This is a genomic window from Lawsonella clevelandensis (assembly GCF_003241315.1).
Classification (GTDB): domain Bacteria; phylum Actinomycetota; class Actinomycetes; order Mycobacteriales; family Mycobacteriaceae; genus Lawsonella; species Lawsonella clevelandensis_A.
Genome location: NZ_QFOZ01000002.1, coordinates 72,724 through 92,555, shown reverse-complemented (window position 1 = coordinate 92,555; position 19,832 = coordinate 72,724). Strand labels below are relative to the sequence as shown.

General features: G+C 53.6%; 20 protein-coding genes and 1 tRNA gene. 17 read left to right on the top strand and 4 right to left on the bottom strand.

The window, feature by feature from the left end:
- Nucleotides 1-64: 64 nt before the first annotated feature.
- A complete protein-coding gene (locus DI579_RS02790; protein WP_290598362.1) occupies nucleotides 65-385 on the bottom strand; it encodes a hypothetical protein in 321 nt (106 codons plus the stop codon).
- A gap of 185 nt (nucleotides 386-570) precedes the next feature.
- Here DI579_RS02790 and DI579_RS02785 point away from each other — a divergent pair, with 185 nt between their 5' ends.
- From DI579_RS02785 to nuoN, 15 genes are all read left to right on the top strand, one after another.
- On the top strand, nucleotides 571-1,023 hold the full coding sequence (locus DI579_RS02785) for a response regulator (protein ID WP_290598361.1): 453 nt from the start codon (nucleotides 571-573) through the stop codon (nucleotides 1,021-1,023).
- A 76-nt stretch (nucleotides 1,024-1,099) separates the two neighbouring features.
- Nucleotides 1,100-1,459: an NADH-quinone oxidoreductase subunit A gene (locus DI579_RS02780; protein ID WP_290598360.1), complete on the top strand. Its 360-nt coding sequence runs from the start codon at nucleotides 1,100-1,102 to the stop codon at nucleotides 1,457-1,459.
- 50 nt (nucleotides 1,460-1,509) lie between these two features.
- Nucleotides 1,510-2,106, top strand: a complete 597-nt coding sequence (locus DI579_RS02775) for an NADH-quinone oxidoreductase subunit B (RefSeq protein ID WP_290598359.1) — start codon at nucleotides 1,510-1,512, stop codon at nucleotides 2,104-2,106.
- The gene (locus tag DI579_RS02770; RefSeq protein ID WP_306558915.1) at nucleotides 2,099-2,800 is read left to right on the top strand and encodes an NADH-quinone oxidoreductase subunit C; all 702 of its coding nucleotides are present in this window, start codon (nucleotides 2,099-2,101) and stop codon (nucleotides 2,798-2,800) included. Before DI579_RS02775 ends, DI579_RS02770 begins: the two co-directional genes overlap by 8 nt.
- On the top strand, nucleotides 2,800-4,170 hold the full coding sequence (locus DI579_RS02765) for an NADH-quinone oxidoreductase subunit D (protein ID WP_290598358.1): 1,371 nt from the start codon (nucleotides 2,800-2,802) through the stop codon (nucleotides 4,168-4,170). The genes DI579_RS02770 and DI579_RS02765 overlap by 1 nt, the downstream gene beginning before the upstream one ends.
- The gene (locus DI579_RS02760) at nucleotides 4,167-4,865 is read left to right on the top strand and encodes an NAD(P)H-dependent oxidoreductase subunit E (protein WP_290598357.1); all 699 of its coding nucleotides are present in this window, start codon (nucleotides 4,167-4,169) and stop codon (nucleotides 4,863-4,865) included. Before DI579_RS02765 ends, DI579_RS02760 begins: the two co-directional genes overlap by 4 nt.
- A 1-nt stretch (nucleotide 4,866) precedes the next feature.
- On the top strand, nucleotides 4,867-6,177 hold the full coding sequence (gene nuoF, locus DI579_RS02755) for an NADH-quinone oxidoreductase subunit NuoF (RefSeq protein WP_290598356.1): 1,311 nt from the start codon (nucleotides 4,867-4,869) through the stop codon (nucleotides 6,175-6,177).
- A complete protein-coding gene (locus DI579_RS02750; protein WP_303678648.1) occupies nucleotides 6,177-8,507 on the top strand; it encodes an NADH-quinone oxidoreductase subunit G in 2,331 nt (776 codons plus the stop codon). The genes nuoF and DI579_RS02750 overlap by 1 nt, the downstream gene beginning before the upstream one ends.
- On the top strand, nucleotides 8,500-9,789 hold the full coding sequence (gene nuoH, locus DI579_RS02745; RefSeq protein ID WP_290598354.1) for an NADH-quinone oxidoreductase subunit NuoH: 1,290 nt from the start codon (nucleotides 8,500-8,502) through the stop codon (nucleotides 9,787-9,789). The genes DI579_RS02750 and nuoH overlap by 8 nt, the downstream gene beginning before the upstream one ends.
- On the top strand, nucleotides 9,786-10,325 hold the full coding sequence (gene nuoI / locus DI579_RS02740; protein ID WP_290598353.1) for an NADH-quinone oxidoreductase subunit NuoI: 540 nt from the start codon (nucleotides 9,786-9,788) through the stop codon (nucleotides 10,323-10,325). Before nuoH ends, nuoI begins: the two co-directional genes overlap by 4 nt.
- Before the next feature lie 2 nt (nucleotides 10,326-10,327).
- The gene (locus DI579_RS02735) at nucleotides 10,328-11,185 is read left to right on the top strand and encodes an NADH-quinone oxidoreductase subunit J (RefSeq protein WP_303678646.1); all 858 of its coding nucleotides are present in this window, start codon (nucleotides 10,328-10,330) and stop codon (nucleotides 11,183-11,185) included.
- A 4-nt stretch (nucleotides 11,186-11,189) separates the two neighbouring features.
- A complete protein-coding gene (gene nuoK / locus DI579_RS02730; protein WP_290598452.1) occupies nucleotides 11,190-11,489 on the top strand; it encodes an NADH-quinone oxidoreductase subunit NuoK in 300 nt (99 codons plus the stop codon).
- 80 nt (nucleotides 11,490-11,569) lie between these two features.
- The gene (gene nuoL, locus DI579_RS02725) at nucleotides 11,570-13,423 is read left to right on the top strand and encodes an NADH-quinone oxidoreductase subunit L (RefSeq protein WP_290598451.1); all 1,854 of its coding nucleotides are present in this window, start codon (nucleotides 11,570-11,572) and stop codon (nucleotides 13,421-13,423) included.
- A 14-nt stretch (nucleotides 13,424-13,437) separates the two neighbouring features.
- Entirely contained in the window at nucleotides 13,438-14,967 is a 1,530-nt protein-coding gene (locus tag DI579_RS02720; RefSeq protein ID WP_290598351.1) for an NADH-quinone oxidoreductase subunit M, read from the top strand.
- Nucleotides 14,968-16,527 (top strand): NADH-quinone oxidoreductase subunit NuoN, encoded by a 1,560-nt coding sequence (gene nuoN / locus DI579_RS02715; RefSeq protein WP_290598350.1) that lies wholly within the window; start codon nucleotides 14,968-14,970, stop codon nucleotides 16,525-16,527. It begins immediately after the preceding gene.
- A 77-nt stretch (nucleotides 16,528-16,604) separates the two neighbouring features.
- On the opposite strand, the gene DI579_RS02710 is transcribed toward nuoN, so the two are convergent.
- A tRNA-Val gene (locus tag DI579_RS02710) sits at nucleotides 16,605-16,679 on the bottom strand.
- Nucleotides 16,680-16,722: 43 nt separating this feature from the next.
- Entirely contained in the window at nucleotides 16,723-17,157 is a 435-nt protein-coding gene (locus DI579_RS02705; RefSeq protein ID WP_290598349.1) for a DUF3052 domain-containing protein, read from the bottom strand.
- 179 nt (nucleotides 17,158-17,336) lie between these two features.
- Here DI579_RS02705 and DI579_RS02700 point away from each other — a divergent pair, with 179 nt between their 5' ends.
- Together DI579_RS02700 and DI579_RS02695 are read left to right on the top strand one after the other, a co-directional pair.
- The gene (locus DI579_RS02700) at nucleotides 17,337-18,581 is read left to right on the top strand and encodes a CdaR family transcriptional regulator (protein ID WP_290598348.1); all 1,245 of its coding nucleotides are present in this window, start codon (nucleotides 17,337-17,339) and stop codon (nucleotides 18,579-18,581) included.
- Nucleotides 18,582-18,722: 141 nt separating this feature from the next.
- A complete protein-coding gene (locus tag DI579_RS02695; protein ID WP_303678645.1) occupies nucleotides 18,723-18,980 on the top strand; it encodes an acyl carrier protein in 258 nt (85 codons plus the stop codon).
- Between the two features lie 25 nt (nucleotides 18,981-19,005).
- On the opposite strand, the gene DI579_RS02690 is transcribed toward DI579_RS02695, so the two are convergent.
- Entirely contained in the window at nucleotides 19,006-19,518 is a 513-nt protein-coding gene (locus tag DI579_RS02690) for a DUF3145 family protein (RefSeq protein ID WP_290598346.1), read from the bottom strand.
- Nucleotides 19,519-19,832 lie beyond the last annotated feature (314 nt).

The following is a 19,832-nucleotide window of genomic DNA, read 5'->3' as shown; positions in this document are numbered from 1 at the left end:
AAGTTGGTTAAAGAGTTCACTTGTACGAACTCATTAACAAATACAGAAGAATACAGAGAGACAGCTAACGGGCGTACCCGAAGTAGTATCCCAGGATAACAAGGAAGAAAATTACTGCCGCAGCAATCATTCCGTACGCTAGCGTCGCTGACGGATGGCGGGAACGGATAATGCCAACGGATCCACCTGTCGTTACAACAGCGGCAACAAGTCCGATAAGTGGGACAGCAAGAGTCCATTCTGTGGGATTCATAATTGAATGTGAAACTGTCGAAATTAGTGTCACACCGAGGATAAATAGCAACCCAGTGACAGCTGTCCCCGCGAGAAGTCCTGCCAGAAAAAGACCAATGTTAACAAGTACATACCTGGTCTGAGTGCTCATTTACACCCTCTCACTGCGAAAAAGATTACCCTTAGAGTATCGAAAAGATTCTATTGCTGCTGAACTCAGGTAGATGTCTCACAATGTCATTTATTACTACTTAGGGTCGCCTAACCTGCATATTTGTCCAAAACTCTTTACCTATTGATGCATAAAATAATGTCAAAACTAGGTAGGCTAATCACATGTCCGATAATACTGTGACTCTCCACACAGAACCGTCTCATGCGCAATTACGGATTGCGATTTATTCAGACAGACCACAGCTACGCGAGGACGTCCACTCAGCATTCGGCACCTCTATAGCACCAGACCTGCCTGCCGTTGACGTCATCGATTTTGCTACGGGCCCCGCACTAATCCGTGCGCTACACAACAAAGAACTCGATCTTTGTGTACTCGATGGAGAAACCGCCCCCCTCGGCGGCATGGGTCTCAGCTATCAAATCAATGCTGAAATCGACGATCATCCACCGCTTCTTGTACTTCTGCAACGCCGTGATGACGCCTGGCTATCAACCTGGAGTAAAGCCGACGCCGTCTACTTACTCCCAGTTGACCCCATTAGTCTCCCCCGCGCCGCTGCAGCTCTTCTTCGACCGGAGATAGGGGAAACCTCGAAGATATCAGAGACATAGACAGACATACTGCACTGCTGCCTATAAACGAACTTCTTGACTTTTTAATAACGCTCACGTGTGAGAGGAAACCAACGTGTCGTATTACATTCCCATTCTGGCAATGGTAATTCTTGCAGCACTGTTCGTGCTGGCGATGGTGGCCGCATCCGTTTCTATCGGTCCGCACCGTTACAACAAATCCAAGTTTGACGTTTATGAGTGTGGTGTAGATGCAGTCGATCGACCTGAAAACGGCGGTCGCATGTCTCTCAAATACTTCACCATTGCCATGATGTTTCTCATCTTCGACGTTGAGACCATCTTCCTGTTTCCCTGGGCTATCACCTTCGACAAGATGGGCTGGTTCCTCCTGGTAGAGATGCTCCTCTTCGTTGCCACTCTGCTAGTTGCCTACCTTTATGTTTGGCGCCGTGGAGGACTGGATTGGGAATGATCGACACCCGCTTTTGTACTACCTACTCAATCAAGTGACTGGAATTCGATATGGGAATTGAAGACAAACTTTCAGGTGGGTTCGTTACCACCACCACAGAATGGCTGTTTGGCCTCACCCGCGAGTGGTCAGTCTGGCCCGTCACCTTCGGTCTCGCCTGCTGTGCTTTCGAAATGATGTCTTATGCGGGTCCGCGCTTCGACTCATCTCGTTGGGGACAGGAAGTATTCCGCGCCTCCCCCCGTCAGTCCGACCTCATGATTATTTCTGGTCGCGTCAGCCAAAAAATGGCCCCCATTATGCGCCGCGTCTATGACCAGATGCCAGATCCCAAATGGGTTATTGCCATGGGTGCTTGCTCTTCTTCCGGCGGCGTTTTTAACAACTACGCCATTGTGCAAGGTGCTGACCACATCGTTCCAGTGGACCTCTACATCCCCGGCTGTCCCCCACGCCCCGACATGCTAATCGATGCCTCTTTCAAGCTACGCGCCATGATCGCCAAGAAAACTCAACTTGGTGAAAAGCACATTATCGCAGATGAAAAGGCTAAGGAAGCAGCTGCACTAGCCGGCGAAGTGCGCGTTGCCGACGAAAAGCTCATTCACTTTAAGAAGAAAGGCAAGAAGGGAGGGGCACATGACTAATAACCCTCACAACACTGATAATCAGTCTGATATGTCCACCACTACGGGTAACAGTTGGACTCCCTTCGCCGCCAAGCAGGGCATGTGGACCGACGGTACAGGAGATACCTCTGGTTTTTCCCACATTGTGCGACTACCTGCCCGTATTGTTCCCCTTGCTCGTCCGTTTGGCGGGGATTTAGACGCGATTTTTGATCGTCTCTTCACACTCGTCCCCGAAGTTGCTGACGCCCCCGTCACCACCTTCACTGACATGCCCACGATCTATATTCCCCGCGAGCACCTGCTGAAAACCATGCAGGCATTACGCGATGATGAAGAACTCCGGTACGAACTGTGTACCTCCATCTCCGGCGTACACTACCCCACAGAAAAAGACGCCGAACTGCACAGTGTCTACCACCTGCTCTCCATGAGCCACAATCGACGTCTTCGTGTAGAAGTCGTATGCCCGGCCGCAGAGCCTCATATTCCCTCCGTTGTCAGAATCTATCCCGGCGCTAACTACCATGAACGCGAAACCTGGGACATGTTTGGCATTATCTTCGACGGACACCCCGGCCTTACCCGCATTCTTATGCCGGATGATTGGCAGGGACACCCGCAACGGAAGGACTACCAACTCGGAGGAATACCAGTTGAATTCCATGGCACAGAAGTGCCACCTGTGGAGGAACGGAGGAAGTACCGCTAATGACTACTCCTAAAGAAAACCTCGCGTCTCCCACCGGTGTGAGCTCTATCGAGCAACTTTTCGACGCTGACCCCGATGCTGTGGAACTCACCGCAGAAGACGGCGACTGGCAGGAAATTGTCGACTACCAGATACAAAAAAACAGTAGTCGCATGATTATTAACATGGGTCCTGCTCACCCCTCGACTCACGGTGTTATGCGCCTATGCCTCGAACTGGATGGCGACATCGTTACCAACCTGCGTCCCGCCATCGGCTACCTCCACACCGGTATTGAAAAAACCTGTGAGGCCCGCACCTGGACACAAGGTTCCGCATTGGTTACCCGCGCCGACTATGTGGCACCACTCTTCAACGAGGCTGTTTATGTTATGGCGGTTGAAGAACTTCTTGGCATTACCGACAAGATTCCAGAACGCGCCCAAATTATTCGCGTCCTTATGCTTGAGCTCAACCGTATCGCCTCCCACCTTGTTGCCATTGGCACCGGCGGTAACGAACTCGGTGGCGTAACGCTCCTGACCAACGGTCTCCGCGAACGCGAAATGATCCTCGATTTCTTCGAAGCCGTCACTGGTCTGCGCATGAATCACGCGTTCTTCCGCCCCGGCGGTGTCGCCAACGACCTGCCGGACTACGGACTTGAGAAACTTGACGAAACACTCAAGTGGCTCGACGAACGTCTTCCTGACTTCGACAAAATGTGTAACGAAAACCCCATCCTCCGCAAGCGCATGCTGGGCATTAGCTACCTTGACCTCACCGGTTGCATGACGCTCGGCGTGACTGGTCCGCGTCTGCGTGCCGCTGGAGTTGAATGGGACCTTCGCAAGAAGCAACCCTACCTCGGCTACGAAACCTACGACTTCGATATTCCGGTGTGGAATACCTGCGATGCTTACGGAGCTTTCCGTGTCCGCCTCGCTGAAATGTATGAATCTTTGAAGATCTGCCACCAGTGCCGTGATCGTCTTGCCGACACCCAGGGACAGCCTTTCATGATTGAGGATCCTAAGATCTCTCGCCCCGCCAACCTGGCTGTTTATGACGATGGCCAGGGTAACTCCTTTGAACATGTCCGCAAGATTATGGGCGAAGACATGGAAGCCCTCATTCACCACTTCAAACTCGTGTCTGAAGGCATCACTGTTCCTGCCGGGCAAGCCTATGTCGCCATTGAAAGCCCTAAAGGCGAACTGGGGTGCCACGTGGTCTCTGATGGCGGAACTCATCCTTACCGTATTCATCTACGTGACCCTGGATTCCACCACCTGCAAGCCCTTCCCGCCATGTGTGAAGGTGGCATGCTGTCCGATGTTGTCGCTGCGGTCGGTAGTATCGACCCTGTTCTGGGAGGTGTTGATCGGTGATCGAAGCCGAATTTATCTCCAAATTTGATGATGCTGATGCTGTCGATATGAGCGACACAACCACCAACATCACTGAGGAAAACATTAAAGAACTGCACATTCTTGCAGACCGTTACCCACAGGCACAATCCGCCATTATCCCCATGCTGCACCTGGTGCAGAGCATAGATGGGAAAGTAAGCGGTGAAGGTGTTCGCCATATTGCGCGCATCCTTGACCTCCCCGAAGCGGTCGTCCTGGGGGTAGTGACGTTCTACACCATGTTCCACAAAGAGGCAGTGGGTAAGCATCTTATTGGTGTTTGTACCACGTCCCTCTGCGCCGTCATGGGCGGCGACATGGTGTATGAAACCGTCCGTAAACACCTCGGTCTCGATGGCGAAGGCACCACCGAAGATGGTGCTTTCACACTGGAGCGCGTGGAATGCAACGCCGCCTGTGACTTTGCCCCTGTCATGATGCTGAACTGGGAGTTCATGGACAATATGACTCCTCGTAAAGCCATTGAGATTATTGAAAAACTTCGCAACGACGAAGAAGTCCACTCCACTCGTGGCCCACAGATTACCTCCTGGCGCGATAACGAACGCGTCCTCGCTGGTTTTAATGATGGCCGCGGCAATGACGGCCCCGCCGCCGGACACTCCTCCCTAGCTGGCTGGCGCATTGCCAATAACGTAAAGGAAGGCGAGTAACGTGACAGGACTCCTTACTCCCATCCTCTCCGAGCACTGGGGCGAGGCCACCCCGTGGAAACTGGACACCTACCAGTCCAACAAGGGGTATGAAGCACTCCGCAAGGCCCTCACTATGGAGCCTTCTGAGGTGCTCAACCTTATTAAAGACTCCGGACTACGCGGTCGTGGTGGTGCAGGCTTCCCCACTGGGGTGAAATGGTCCTTTGTTCCCCAAAACAATCCCAACCCCAAATACCTTGTTGTTAACGGAGACGAATCCGAACCCGGCACGTGCAAGGACATGCCGCTCATTATGGCAAGCCCGCACACGCTTGTCGAAGGTGCTCTTATCTCCTGCTACGCTTTCGGATCCGAGCAGGCTTTCATCTACCTCCGTGGAGAAGTTGTTCAGGTAGCCCGGCGCCTGCAGCAGGCAATTCAAGAAGCATACGATGCTGGCTTCGCCGGCGACAACGTTATGGGAACCGGCAAACGCCTTCACGTTATGGTGCACTCCGGTGCTGGTGCCTACATCTGCGGCGAAGAAACCGCCCTGCTGAACTCATTGGAAGGAAAGCGTGGGCATCCGCGCCTCCGTCCACCGTTCCCCGCTGTGGAAGGTCTTTATGCCTGCCCCACGGTTATTAACAATGTGGAGTCTATTTCTTCTGTCCCGGCGATTGTTCGCAATGGTGCCGACTGGTACCAGTCCATGGGGACAGAAAAGTCCAAGGGAGCAACTATCTATTCCCTGTCTGGCCATGTAAAGAATCCTGGCCAGTATGAGGCTCCTTTGGGTATTACCTTGCGTGAGCTTCTGGAACTATCCGGCGGTATCCGGGAAGGACACGAACTAAAGTTCTGGACTCCCGGTGGTTCCTCCACCCCCATCTTCACTGCAAAAGAACTTGATGTTCCGCTGGATTATGAAGGTGTGTCGGGTGCCGGCTCCATGTTGGGTACAAAGGCCCTCCAGATCTTTGACGAAACTACCTCGGTTGTTCGCACTACGACCCGTTTTGTTGAGTTCTATAAGCATGAATCGTGCGGTAAATGCACTCCGTGCCGTGAAGGTACTTGGTGGCTCGTACAGCTTCTGCAGCGTCTTGAGCGCGGCGAGGGCAAGCCGGGCGATGTCGACAAGCTATTGAGTATTGCCGGGAATATTGGCGGTAAGTCTTTCTGTGCTCTTGCAGATGGTGCTGTCGCCTGTGTTACTAGCGCTGTTAAACACTTCCGTGAAGAGTTTGAGGCCGGTTACACCACCCCCGCCTGGGAGCTCCTGCCATATGAGGCTAGTGCGCTCTTTAGTGATGAGGAGAACGTTTAATGAGCGATAACACCTCGACCACTCCCCAAGATAATCTTGTGACCTTGGAAATTGATGGTCAGTCCGTATCTGTACCGAAGGGAACGATGGTTATCCGCGCTGCGGAAAAGCTCGGAATTCGTATCCCCCGCTTCTGCGATCATCCTCTCCTTGATCCTGTCGCCGCTTGCCGCCAGTGCATGGTGGAAGTACCCGATGCTGGTAACGGGCGAGGTTTCCCCAAGCCCCAAGCGTCCTGCTCGCTGGCCGTAGCAGAAGGCATGGTTGTTAAAACTCAAGCATCGTCCATGCTGGCGAAAGAAGCACAGCGTGGCATTATGGAGCTTCTCCTTATTAACCACCCATTGGATTGCCCCATCTGCGACAAGGGTGGTGAATGTCCACTACAGAACCAGGCCATGTCCGATGGGCAGGGTGAGACGCGCTTCGATTGCGAGAAACGCCACTTCCCCACGCCGCTGCCGCTTGTCAGCAATGTCCTTCTTGACCGGGAACGCTGCGTTCTCTGTACACGGTGCACTCGTTTCTCCGAGCAAGTTTCCGGAGATCGGTGCATCGCCCTTGCCGAACGTGGCGCACGTCAGCAGATCTCCTCCGTACCGGAATCGGATGCTGGATCCTACTTCTCCGGCAATACTGTACAGATCTGCCCCGTTGGTGCTCTTACCAGCGCTGACTATCGTTTCCAGGCACGCCCCTTCGACCTCGTCTCCACCGAAACCACCTGTGAGCACTGCGCCAGCGGCTGTGCCCTGCGCGTTGACCACCGTCACAGCAAGATCACTCGTCGCTTGGCCGGTGAGGACGCTGACGTCAACCTCGAGTGGAACTGCGATAAAGGCCGCTACGGATTCCGCTACGGAACCCTTCCCGACCGCATCACTACCCCGCTCGTGCGCCGTGACGGCAAACTTATGGAAGCCTCCTGGCCAGAAGCAATTTCTTTGGCCGCTAAGGAACTCACGGCCGCAGGCTCTTCCGTAGGCGTTCTCACAGGTGCTTCCCATACCGTGGAAAACGCCTACGCCTACGCTGCTTTTGCCCGCAATGTTGTGGGAACTAACAATATCGACTTCCGTTCCGATAAAGAAACTGCGGAAGAAGCCGCATTCCTCACCCAGTACGTTGCTCACACAGCAGCAGGTGACACCATCACCTATCAGGATCTCGACGAGGCTAAGAAAGTTGTTCTTGTCTGCCTTGATCCGGAAGATGAAGCCGCTAACCTCTTCTTGCGTCTGCGCCGAGCCGTCCGTAAGAAGGGACTGCAGGTTGTCTCTATTGCCAGCCACCGCACTATCGGTACTGACAAGCTGAATGCTGAGGTTGTTACCTGCAAGCCTGGTACTGAAGCTGAGGCACTTACCCAGCTCGACGGCCTCGATAGCGACACCATCATTCTGGTGGGCGCACGCGCTGCCGCATCCACAGGAACCTTCAAAGCAGTAGTTGCAGCGGCCGACAAGACCGGTGCTCGCTTTGCATGGGTCCCCTTGCACGCGGGAGATCGTGGCGCTCTGGAAGCTGGCTGCCTCCCCACTGCAGACGGGATACCAACAAAGGCCATGCTGGAGGCCGCCGCCGCCGGAGAACTGCAGGCGCTAGTGTTAGGTGCACTGGATGAACGCGACTTCGCCGATATCCAGCTGCTGCGCAAAGCTGCCGACACTGCTTTCACCATCCAGCTGGCACAACGCCACACGGAGCTCAGTGACTGTGCGGATGTTGTCTTCCCTGTCAGCCTTATCTCTGAAGTGACAGGTCATTTCTTGAACTGGGAAGCACGCTGGCGAAACGTACAGCCACTCCACGGCGTACCCGTGACAACGATGTCTGATCGCCGGGTGTTGGGAACTATCGCCCAAGCGATGGGAACGAGTCTGAAGATTCCTGCCAGCACGAAGATTGCAGACCTTCTGCGCACCGCCGCCACTGGTACAGCAGGTGGCGCTATGCCACCCGTTGCGGATTCCGCTTCGCACGGACTTGTGCTTGATAGTTGGCGTGAGCTCATGGGAGACTCTGCTGCCCTTGACGGAACCATTTTCAAAGGTAGCGACCATCGTCGCGGCCGTCTGCGCGTCAGCCCTGCAACGGCTGCCGCCTATGGTCTTACCGCCGGTGGAGCCGCTACTGTGGCCACGTCACAAGGATCCATTACTCTTCCCGTTTCTGTTATCCCAGAGATGGCAGATGATGTTGTGTGGGTTCCCAGTAACGTCCCGGGCAACCCGCTCGCGGTAACCGGCGCAGAGCCTGGTGACCAGGTCACTCTTGTTCCATCAGACGATGCTCACACTGTTCGAATGGAGGTGCCATCCCGTGTCTGAAGACAACATTGGTGTGTGGGGTGACCCATGGTGGCTCGTTCTTGTTAAAGTCATCGTAATCTTTTGTATTCCCCTTTTCTTCGCCATTTTCTGTGTGTGGTTTGAACGGCGTATTCTCGCTTTCTTACAGCAGCGTGTCGGACCAAACATGGCAGGTCCCGCGGGTCTGCTACAGCCGTTCTCCGATGGTATTAAAACCATCATGAAGGAGGACTTCGCACCAGATAACGTTGATAAGTTTGTCTTCACCTTGGCGCCTATGCTGACCGGTCTGGCCGCCTTCACCACATGGGCAGTTATTCCTATTGGTGGCCGCGTCTCCATGGGTGGTCACTACACTCAACTTCAGCTGGGTGATCTCCCGGTAGCCGTTCTCTTCATTCTGGCTGTCGCATCCATCGGCACCTACGGCATCGTCCTAGCTGGTTGGGCATCTACCTCCCGATACTCACTCCTCGGTGGTCTCCGCTCCGCTGCCCAGATGATTTCCTACGAAGTCTCCATGGGGCTCGCCATTGTGTGTGTTGTGCTGGTCAGCCGCACCATGTCCACTGTAGGAATTGTGAATCACCAAGCCACCACACTGACCCTGTTTGGCTGGGATTCCCCCTTCCCCGCCCACAATTTCGTCCTTCTCACTCCCGCTTTCTGCATCTATGTTGTAGCCATGCTGGCGGAAGCGAACCGCGCCCCCTTCGACATGCCGGAATGTGAATCTGAGCTTGTTGGCGGTTATTCCACCGACTACTCCGGTTTCCGTTTCGCACTGTTCTACTTGGGCGAATACATGAACATGACAACATTGTCGGCTATCTGCGCCACCCTCTTCCTGGGTGGTTTCAACGCCCCCTGGCCACTCAACAACACGGCCATTGACGGAGGCTGGTGGGGTCTCCTCTGGTTCCTGCTGAAGGTTATTCTCTTCCTGTTCTTCTTTATCTGGGTTCGCGGTACTGTCCCCCGCTACCGCTACGACCAGCTGATGGCCATTGGGTGGAAGACTCTCCTGCCGCTTTCTATTGGCTGGCTCGTCCTCCTCGGTATCTATCAGAAGGCACGTGCTATGGCCGATCCTGGCACCTGGCTCACTGACGATGCCACTGCCATTGGTCTCGTCCTTATCTACCTTGCTATCTCGGCACTGGTTCTCTACTGCCAGCGTCGCCCCGTCGACAGTATGCTCAAGCCTGCTGCTGACACTTTTAACGCCACCTACCCGCTACCGATTTTCAAGGATAATCCCGCGCCTGCCGGTAAGCAGCGGAAGGAGAAACTGTCATGAGTATCTTCTCGCGCTGGGCGGGCCTCGGAGTAACTTTCCGAACCATGTTCCGGAAGAAGTTCACCGAAGAGTACCCGCTAAAGCCGAAGGTCACCGAACCCCGCTTCCATGGCCGTCACCAGCTGAATCGTTGGCCTGACGGACTAGAAAAATGTGTTGGTTGTGAGCTCTGCGCTTGGGCATGCCCAGCTGACGCTATTCGCGTGGAGGCAGCGGAAAACACTGAAGATGAGCGTTACTCTCCCGGTGAGCGGTACGGAGCTGTCTACGAAATCAACTATTTGCGCTGTATCTTCTGCGGCATGTGCATTGAGGCATGCCCCACGCGCGCACTGACCATGACCAATGACTTCGAGTTGGCCAATGCCTCCCGTGAAGCATTGATCTACGGCAAGGATAAACTTCTTGCCCCGCTAGAGGACGGCATGGAAATGCCGCCGCATCCGCGCCGTCTTGCCGATAACGAAAAGGGATATTTCATGGGACTGCCCTTACACGCAGACTCACGTGAATCACAGCAATTGGAGGAAGGATAACCATGGCGTTTACTCTCGCTTCTTCCACCACTATTGCGCCAATGATGACTCTTGCCGCTGGCAGCAGTGCTTCCCACATCTGGGGACAGGTCCTTTCCTGGATGTTGGCCATCGTCATTGTGGCAGCCGCAGTCTGTATGGTGCTGTCGAGAAAACTCATTCACTCGGCGTTGTACCTGCTGTTTGTCATGATTGGTATGGCCATCGAGTACGCAATCCTGCAGGCGCCTTTCGTCTTTGTCGTCCAGATTGTTGTTTATGCGGGCGCCATCATGGTGATGTTCCTCTTCATTGTGATGATGGTCGGGGCGAACGCGGACGCTGGGAAAGGCGATCCTATCCCCGGCCAGCGTATAGCCGCTATCCTTATGGCCCTGGCCATGATTATCATCACCGCTGTTGCAGTGTCGCTAGTGACATGGCCAGACCCCGTGGGACTTGATAAAGCCACTCATTCTGCTGGCGGTAATATCCCTGGACTTGGGCAGCTTATCTTCAACAAGTACGTCATTATCTTCGAAGTTCTCTCGGCGCTTCTCATTGTGGCCGCAGTCGGGGCTATCGTTCTCACTCTCCGTACTCGTTCTAAGAAGCGTCCCAGCCAGCGTGAAACCATGGAAGCTCGCTTCCGCGCTTACGCCGAAAAGGGTACGGATGTTGGTGCCATGCCGGGTGCTGGTGTTTATGCTGCTAGCAACGCCATGGATGTTCCTGCTCTTCTCCCCGACGGTACAGAACTCCACTCCTCCATCTCTGATGAGATGTACGAATCTCGTGAAGCTCGTTCTGGACAAGAACTTGCTGAACAGACACAACAACATTACAAAGCTCTTGATAAGCACGAAGGAGAGGATGAGTAACATGATGTCCACAAGTTTCTACCTAGTCCTGTCCGCGATCCTGTTCGCCATCGGTATTATGGGCTTCCTCGTTCGCCGCAGCACACTGCTTGTGTTCATGTCCGTCGAACTCATGCTGAACTCCTGCAACCTGGGCTTTGTTGCTCTCGCACGCCAGTTTGGCAATCTTGACGGGCAAGTAGCTGCACTGTTTGTCATGGTGGTAGCTGCTGCTGAGGTAGTCGTTGGTCTTGCGATTGTGGTCGCAATGTGGCGCACCCAGTACACAGTGTCCGTCGATGAAGAACGTTCACTGAAAGGCTAGGCGCAGTGATATCTACTCTTCTTGCAACTGGACAGTCACTGACTGTCGCCCCACCCGCTGCCACGACAGCGGCCACTGTAGTGGCATGGCTTATTATCGGTCTGCCCCTCATTGGTGCTGCCCTACTCCTTATCGGTGGGCGTCTCCTGGATAGTTGGGGACACTGGCTAGCCGTCGTGCTGAGCTTTGCTTCCTTCGCCTGCGGCCTTACCCTCTTCATTCAAATGGTGGGCCGTTCTGCCGCGGATCGGGCACAAACAGCGTCCTTCTACACATGGATGTCTCTTCCCGGAATTCAGACGGATCTCAGTCTCCGGCTTGATCCCCTCTCCATTGTGTTCGTCCTCCTTATTACCGGCGTTGGCAGCCTCATCCACCTCTACTCGGTGGGTTACATGGCACACGATGAAAAACGCCGCAAGTTCTTCGCTTACCTCAACCTCTTCATGGCGGCCATGCTGCTACTCGTTCTTGGTAACAGCTACCTTGTCTTGTTCGTCGGTTGGGAAGGCGTCGGCTTGGCGTCCTACCTCCTTATCGGGTTCTGGGCACACCGTCCAGCTGCCGCGAATGCTGCTAACAAGGCTTTCATTATGAACCGTATGGGCGACGTGGGAATGATGCTTGCCATCGTCACCATGTTCAAGTATTTCGGTTCTACGGAATTCTCCACTGTGAATGCCCACATTAACGGCGTTGATAGTTGGATCCCCACGTTCCTCGGATTCATGCTCCTCCTGGGTGCCTGCGCTAAATCCGCACAGGTTCCCTTCCAGGCATGGCTACTTGACGCTATGGAAGGCCCCACCCCCGTGTCGGCCCTCATTCACGCCGCCACTATGGTAACCGCCGGTGTCTACTTGGTTGTCCGCAGTGGCAGTATCTACCAGCGTTCCTCGTCAGCTGCCCTGGCAGTTGTCATCATCGGTACTATTACCCTCCTGGTTGGTGCCTGGATCGGTAGTTCTAAAGATGACATCAAGAAGATACTTGCCGGTTCCACCATGTCGCAGATTGGTTACATGATTCTTGCCGCAGGAATTGGCCCCGCCGGCTACGCGCTGGCCATCTTCCACCTTGTTACGCACGGTTTCTTCAAGGCCAACATGTTCCTTGGTGCTGGCTCCATCATGCACGCAATGGATGACAGCACAGACATGCGTCGCTTCGGTGGATTGCGCAAGGCAATGCCCTGGACCTTCTTCACCTTCGCGGCAGGCTACCTGGCCATTATCGGTTTCCCCGGATTCGCTGGCTTCTTCTCCAAAGACCCCATTATTGAAGTCGCTTTTGACCGCGGCTGGGTCTTCGGCCTGGCTGCCCTCATCGGTGCTGGCGTCACTGCTTTCTACATGACCCGCCTTATGATGATGACGTTCTTCGGCGAAAAGCGCTGGGAAAAGGGCGTAGATCCACACGAGGCTCCCGTCACCATGGTTATTCCGCTTGTTATTCTCGGTATCTTCTCCGTAATCGGCGGTTTCCTCCTGGTCAACAGTATGGGTGACTGGCTCAACCCGGCAGTGGGTGGAACCGCTGAACTCAGCATGGGTCACTTCAGCTGGGATTCGGCAGTCACTCTGATAGTTGTCATTATTGGTGTCCTTATTGGCTGGCTGGTCTTCCGCAAGCCCATTCCCACGACCCGCGAGAATGCTCCTCTGTACACCCGCATTGGCGACAACGCTTTCTATGGCGACACCATCAACGAGTACATTGCAGTGAAACCCACCAACGGACTTTCACAAACTGCAGCTTTCCTCGACCGTCGAGCCATTAACCCTGCGGTTGATGGCGGTGGACGTGGCCTGATTAGTCTGTCCGGCGTGTTGTCGCGTCTTCAGAATGGTTTGATTCGTAGCTATGGTCTCCTCATGGTTGTAGGCGCGGCAGTTCTTGCAGCTGTTGCACTCATCCTCGGACAGCTGGCATAGGGAGGATTTAGAGAATGTTAATTACCTCAGCTGCACTAATCCCCCTGGTTGGTGCACTCCTTCTGACAGTCATTCGAGGAGTTGCTAGCCGCGTCATAGCGATGCTTGCCTCGGTGTCAACGCTCGGTATCGCCATTGCTATGGCCATAATGTTCAACTCTGGTGACGGTATGCAGTTCACCGAGCAACATCAGTGGATTCCCCAGATTGGCGCGTACTACTCGCTTGGTGTTGACGGTATTGGGCTCACCCTTATCCTGCTAACAACCATCCTCACCCCGCTCGTGTTGCTCTACGCTTTCACAGAGCACTTCCGTGAGGATCAACTGGGCGAACGGGCTTTCCTGGGGCTCACGTTGGCCGTGGAAGGTTTTTCCCTCTACGTTTTCACGTCCACTGACGTTCTCCTGTTCTACCTCTTCTTCGAAACCACTCTTATTCCGATGTTCTTCCTCATCGGTGGTTTTGGGGGAGAACGCCGCCGCTACGCCGCTATTAAGTTCCTCTTGTACTCCTTGACGTCCGGTCTTGTTATGTTGGCGGCCGTCATCGGACTCTACGTCAATGCCCACAACAATGGGCACGGAACATTCCTCCTGAGCGACCTCATGAATATGAGTATGGGGACGAACACGGAACGCTGGCTCTTCGTTGGCTTCATGATTGCTTTCGCAGTGAAAGCCCCCATGTTCCCGGTTCACACATGGCTCCCTGACGCCGCTGAAAACACCACCCCGGGTGGCGCGGTGATGATGGTGGCCATCATGGATAAAATTGGCACATTCGGCATGTTCCGCTTCTGCTTGAGCCTTTTCCCGAAGGCCGCAGATTGGGCAACCCCAGTCATCATTGTGCTGGCTGTTATCTCCATCATCTACGGGGCATTAGCGGCACTGGCACAGGAAAACATGATGCGCTTGGTGGCGTATACGTCAGTGAGCCACTTCGGTTTTATCGTGCTGGGACTCTTTGCCCTCACCCCAACTTCTGTGGCGGGCGCCAACCTCTACATGTTCAACCACGGTATCTCTACCGCAGCGCTTTTCCTCCTGGTGGGATATCTCATCAAACGTCGCGGATCCACCCAGATCAGCGACTTCGGTGGTGTCCAAAAGGTGGCCCCCATATTGGCAGGTTTCCTCCTTATTGCGGGGCTGTCGTCTCTCTCGCTTCCTGGCCTAGCACCGTTCATCTCTGAATTCGGTGTTATTGCGGGAACGTGGACGAAGTACCCGTGGGCAGCGGGGATCTCCGCAATTGCGATGGTGCTTGCTGGTTTGTACATCATGCGTATGTATAAGCGCACGATGACGGGTCTCCCCTCCCCCACTGTAAAAGAGAAAGTATCCGAGCTATCCATGGCTGAACGCTGGATCATTATTCCGCTCCTGGCACTTCTCATTGTTTTCGGTGTGTATCCCACACCGCTAACATCAGTTCTTAATCCGGATGCGGAGCAGACTGTCAGTTTTGTGGAAAAGGCGACGGGCCCAAATAATGCTACTTCCGAACCGACCACTATCACTCAAGGAGGTGCGCACTAAATGATCCAGCACATTACTGCTATGAATGTATTGGCTAGCTCCGCTGGAACTGAAGCTCCTGCGCTGGATTACCGCACCCTTGCACCGTTGCTCATTATGTTTGGCGGTGCCTGTGTGGCTCTTCTCTTAGATGCTTTTGTTCGCCGCACCGCCCGTGCTGCTGTGCAGTTAGTGTCTGTTTTCGTGATCCTCATCGCCACGATGGGTATGCTCATTGCCAACTGGCATGACGGACGCTTTGGTGTTATCGGTAATGGCTTAATCTCCATGGATAAGCCCACCTATGTTGCCCAGGGCGCACTGATTATCTTCACTGCTCTATGCATGATTCTCTTTAGCACCCGGCATACGGAGCACCGGAAGAATATTTCCGAGAGTGAACGGACTGGATACACCGAGGTTTATGTCCTCGCCCTGTTCTCCCTCTTCGGTATGATGCTCTTCACCGCAGCAAACAACCTCCTCATGTTGTTTGTTGCTTTGGAGGCCATGTCCCTGCCTCTCTATATTCTGTGTGGATTGTCGCTGTACCGCCGCCGTCTTAGCCAGGAGGCTTCTTTGAAGTACTTCCTGCTGGGTGTGTTGGCAGCCGCCATTATGCTGTATGGCATTGTGATGGTGTACGCCGCCACCGGCGACTTCACTTTTGCAAGTATTGCGCAGCAAGCTGAGCACACTGATCGCCCTGCTATCTTCATCTTGGGCATTGTTTTCGTGGTCATTGGGTTGCTTTTCAAAGTTGGTGCCGTCCCCTTCCATAACTGGGTTCCAGACGTCTACCAGGGCGCTCCCACCCCCGTGACGGCTTTCATGGCCATCTGTACGAAACTCGCTGCTTTTGTTGCGTTAGCACGAGTGCTGACAGCAGCTGTCCCCTTCAGTGAGAGTCAGTGGGAAATAGTCATTATTGTTTTGGCCATTATCTCCATGCTCTTCGGTAGCATTCTGACGATGACGCAGACTGACGTCAAACGACTCATTGCCTACTCCTCCATTACTCATGCGGGCTTTATTATGACCGCTTTAGTGGGGGCAGACCAGGGACTTCTAAAAGTCGGCAACCTGGAATTCAGTGTCGTCTCCGCGATATTGATCTACCTGGCGGCCTATGGTCTGGCCACGATTGGTGCATTGGCTATCGTTACGCTAGTACGCCGTGACAGTGGCGAAGAAGCAACCTCCATTACCGCATGGGAAGGCATGGGGCGTCAGCATCCCTGGTTGGGTGCTGCCTTTGCCCTCTACTTCCTAAGCTTTGCAGGCTTCCCCATTACCGCCGGTTTCATTGGTAAGTTCACGGTTTTCTCCGTGGCATGGATTGCTGGCTACAGCTGGCTCGTTGTGGTGGCATTGCTGGTGTCTGCACTGGCTGCCTACGCTTACCTGCGCATGGTTATCATCATGTTCTTTAAGCCCGCGAATACGACGACTGTCGTGGCGAAGCCTGGTGCGGCCGTCATCATTGTTGTTGTTATTACGGCAGTGCTTACCGTCCTCATGGGTATTCTGCCCGATCCGGTACTGCACTTAACCAACACCCTAGGCGGCTTCATGTTCTAGGAAATATTCCATAGCGGACATAGAAAAGGTCCCCAGCCAGAAGATACTGGTTGGGGACCTTTTCTTATATGTAATCCTGGTGCGTGAGGAGGGTTTCGAACCCCCGACCGCCGGTGTGTAAAACCGGAGCTCTACCCCTGAGCTACCCACGCGGGACGTTAAAACTTTACCCCACGAAGGGTCATTATCCCTAATTCAGCGGCGAGGTGCGCCGTGTCGGGCTTGTACTAGCCGCGTCACAATCCAATCGTTAACAGCGGATGTGGACGTTTGGGAAAGGCCGGCAGTGTGGGCACTCTCCGCAATTTCAGCGGGATCGACAGCGTCTGGCTGCCCAGTTTTTGGAGTGGTGAGCCACACGACTCCCCCATCGGAAAGCGGAGCTACAACATCGACCAGATCATCAGTCAGATCGCCGTCACCATCTCGCCACCAGAAGAGGATGGCATCACAGACGTCATAGGACGTGTCCTCAAGTAATGCGGAGCCAATAATATCCTCAATGGCTTCGCTAATCGATGAGTCGCAATCCTCGTCCCATCCAACTTCCTGAACGACCATATCGTCTGAAATTTCAAGTTTGTGGGCCAAGATAGTGTTGAAGTTATTACCCTCGGAGCTGGCGCTCACTGCGTCGGTCCTCCTAGCTAGAGTTCGTTTCTCGATGACCCCATTAGTCTACCCATGAAAAAACTATTACACAGTGCTTTTCTCTGGCAACAAGGTCTTTCCTGAAAAAAGACTGCGTTTATGGCCTCGTTAATGGAAATACTGCTCACACTTTTTCACAAACATGTAACAATTATCTTGTGAGTAATGAACAAATTTCTTCGCAAAGTTCACCAGCTGAGTTAACGATACTAAGTGCAGTACCGCCTTACCTCTTACACCACATTCGTGGAATTTCTGGCGAACTGACCCGCACCGTCATGACTCACATGAATGACACCCTCCCCTTCTTCGCAGAACTAGATGCCAAGCACCGCGCTGGCATTGGCGCACTAGTGCAGTCCGCCATTCGCTTTTTCGCAGATTGGGCACAGCACCCCGAAGATGAAGAGGAAGAACTAGATTTCGGAGACGCTATTGGCTCAGACTCTGTCCATATTGTTGACGGCTTAAGCCTGCAACAGTCCGTCTCTATTCTTCACTCCACTATGGAAGTAGTGGAACAAGCCGTCATCACCATGAATGACGCACCCGAGGCAAAGGCAACACTGCTTGTCCACGCTCTCCGCTACAGTCGCGAGCTTGGATTTTTTATTGCTGATTATTTCGCCGCTGCCGCGGAACAGCGTGGTGCGTGGGATGCACGGATGGAGACGGCTCTCGTTGATGCCGTAGTACGTGGTGCTAAATCTGAGGATATTCGTTCCTTCGGTTCCGCTTTAGCGTGTGATGCGTCTACACCCGTTACCGTCATAGTGGGAACACCGCGGGCAGAGGACCACCATGAGCGCATCATTTTGCACCTGCACCAGATCTCCGCAGACATGGGTTATCGTTCCCTAGCAGCCGTCCAGGGTCCCTATCTTGTAGGTCTTATGACGGTCCCCGCCGACCAGCTTTTAGACCCCCACTGCCCCATCTATGAAATCTTTTCAAGCGACCAAATTATGTTGGGCCCCACCGCGCGCAACCTCGCTGAGGCATCACGCTCCGCGGAGGAAGCGTTTGCAGCATTGCGGGTAGCCCAGGCTATGCCCAATATCCCTCATATAGCTACCGCAGACATGTTTATTCCGGAACGTGCTATTGCAGGTGATCGCAGAGCTATTCAACGGCTTTTCCACGACATCATCACACCACTGCAAGAATCTGCGAGCGACGCTATTCGGGATACTCTCCGCCTCTATCTATCCGTCGATGGTGGTGTGGAGGAGGCTGCTCGGCAGCTTTATGTACACCCCAATACAGTGCGCTACCGCCTTAAGCGTGTTAATGACATTACCGGCATGGATCCCCTCGATTCCCGCATGCGTTTTACCCTGCGCATTGCTAATGTTCTGGGAATGCTGGAAGACATTAACGAATCACATAGTAAATCTTGGTAGCGTCAGGATTTGGTAAAGTCAGAATAGTACTGGGGTACTGCTGGGGTATTACCGAGTGCTGCACCAGTCCCTTTCCCGTATATATGCTGTAGATATAAAAAGATATAAAGAGTACGTGACGGCAAAAGGAGAATACGACACATGGCCACAGCTGAAACAGATATTGTTAGTGGTCTTGCCGAGATTGTTGAAGAAGTTACCGGCGTCAAAAAAGACGAGGTAACTCCAGATAAAAACTTCGTCGACGATCTGGATGTGGACTCTCTATCCATGGTGGAAATCGCTGTCCAAACCGAAGATAAATACGGTATTGAGATTCCCGATGAGCGTATGCGGGGCATGCGCACAGTACGAAACGTTGTTGACTACATCAAACGAGTTACAATAGGGCGCTCATAGCTCCACGCATAGTAGCTACCTCGCGCTATCCTACAGCCGAGAGCCACGTGACCTCCCTACCGCATGGGGACCCGTGCCGGTGCGGCTCTAACGACTCATCCCAGGCAGTGCCAAGCGCTTGTTCTAAACCGCCTTCAATATCGCCGGAGCGCATTAATCCACGAAGTCGGTTTTCAGAGACAACAACATCTCCAGAGGAATTTATCTCCCCCTGCCATAGCCCCAGTTCAGGAGTATGGCTAAACCGCTGACCGTTACAGCTTTCCGTCGTATCCTCAATAACATCGAAGAGGAGAATTGGCCACTCTGCAAGAGCTTCGGCAAGGGCTCGGCCACTTCCCACCGGACCAATCCAGTCCACGGTAGTGCTAAGCATTCCGGGGTGCTGATCGAGGGTATGCCACGTAAGCCGCCGGCTGGGGACAGCTTGCAGTGTATGGGCTAAGGCTTGTTCAATTCTTGGGCACAGTGCAGCGGGAGCTGCATAAATAGACACCACACCTGTAGTGGCGTCAACAAATGGCGTAGCGATATTCACACCGCACCTCCTTTTTTCTAGACGTATGACGTCTTCCCCAACGCAATACGTTTCTGCAAGAGATGATGTGTGTTTTCTCAACTTGTCACCGTTAAGTCTGCACCATAAGTTGAGACTTTTCTGTCATTGAACCCGCGACACGCCGAAAAAAATTTTTAAAAACTGGCAGGTCAAAGCACATTTATCACTTTAATTAACTTTGACAACTCTATTAACACCAGTTATGGGGACAATGACGGAACAATGGAGAAATAGTGGAGGGCTAGATATCCATGCCAAAAATGGAGTTAGCGACACGATGCGCTACACTGATA

Excerpts from the sequence above, each read along its gene's own strand:
- DI579_RS02790 (WP_290598362.1), bottom strand. The coding sequence starts at position 385 with ATGAGCACTCAGACCAGGTATGTACTTGTTAACATTGGTCTTTTTCTG.
- DI579_RS02785 (WP_290598361.1), top strand. The coding sequence starts at position 571 with ATGTCCGATAATACTGTGACTCTCCACACAGAACCGTCTCATGCGCAA.
- DI579_RS02775 (WP_290598359.1), top strand. The coding sequence starts at position 1,510 with ATGGGAATTGAAGACAAACTTTCAGGTGGGTTCGTTACCACCACCACA.
- DI579_RS02770 (WP_306558915.1), top strand. The coding sequence starts at position 2,099 with ATGACTAATAACCCTCACAACACTGATAATCAGTCTGATATGTCCACC.
- DI579_RS02765 (WP_290598358.1), top strand. The coding sequence starts at position 2,800 with ATGACTACTCCTAAAGAAAACCTCGCGTCTCCCACCGGTGTGAGCTCT.
- DI579_RS02750 (WP_303678648.1), top strand. The coding sequence starts at position 6,177 with ATGAGCGATAACACCTCGACCACTCCCCAAGATAATCTTGTGACCTTG.
- nuoI (WP_290598353.1), top strand. The coding sequence starts at position 9,786 with ATGAGTATCTTCTCGCGCTGGGCGGGCCTCGGAGTAACTTTCCGAACC.
- DI579_RS02735 (WP_303678646.1), top strand. The coding sequence starts at position 10,328 with ATGGCGTTTACTCTCGCTTCTTCCACCACTATTGCGCCAATGATGACT.
- nuoK (WP_290598452.1), top strand. The coding sequence starts at position 11,190 with ATGTCCACAAGTTTCTACCTAGTCCTGTCCGCGATCCTGTTCGCCATC.
- DI579_RS02720 (WP_290598351.1), top strand. The coding sequence starts at position 13,438 with ATGTTAATTACCTCAGCTGCACTAATCCCCCTGGTTGGTGCACTCCTT.
- nuoN (WP_290598350.1), top strand. The coding sequence starts at position 14,968 with ATGATCCAGCACATTACTGCTATGAATGTATTGGCTAGCTCCGCTGGA.
- DI579_RS02695 (WP_303678645.1), top strand. The coding sequence starts at position 18,723 with ATGGCCACAGCTGAAACAGATATTGTTAGTGGTCTTGCCGAGATTGTT.